The organism is Rhizobium cauense (assembly GCF_019511525.1).
GTDB classification, from domain to species: Bacteria; Pseudomonadota; Alphaproteobacteria; order Rhizobiales; family Rhizobiaceae; genus Rhizobium; species Rhizobium cauense.
The window spans coordinates 1-415 of the sequence record NZ_JAEUAT010000076.1 but is presented as its reverse complement, the minus strand read 5'-3'; the positions used below and the strand labels follow the sequence as shown (position 1 = coordinate 415).

1 protein-coding gene is annotated in these 415 nt (G+C 55.7%); it reads right to left on the bottom strand.

The annotated features are described in order from the left end of the window. Positions 1-140: 140 nt before the first annotated feature. On the bottom strand, positions 141-415 hold a 275-nt coding region (locus JNB88_RS33200), incomplete at its 5' end, for a chorismate lyase (RefSeq protein ID WP_220359172.1).

Here is a 415-nt window from a genome sequence, read left to right as displayed (position 1 = left end):
TACCCGGCGTCGCCACCCATAGCGCCCAAAGCGTCGGCCAGAGCAGCAGCAACGCGCCAATAGGCTTATCTGTACGCATCAAACGGTGAAACGCCAGCAGCTTACTCTGCGTCAGACTCCACTCCATCTTTATCTTCCTCTCAGTACAGCGGCGATGCAGGTAAAAAAAGCTCGGTAAGCAACAGTGGCTTTCCGCTCAACCGCAGTCGAGAGCGGCGCCCCCACAGCGTTGCATCGCGTCCAATTTCAATAAAATCGCGGGTCAGTGTCGATGATGTAAATAGATAACGTCCAAGCGGGGTTTTACCCAGATGTTGTAAGACCTGTTCAGGTCCGCACAGCGTGGATTCCGGTACCACGGTACGTCCGGCAAGCCAGGGCTCGCCGTCAGCGCAAAGCAGTATCTCACGTAACC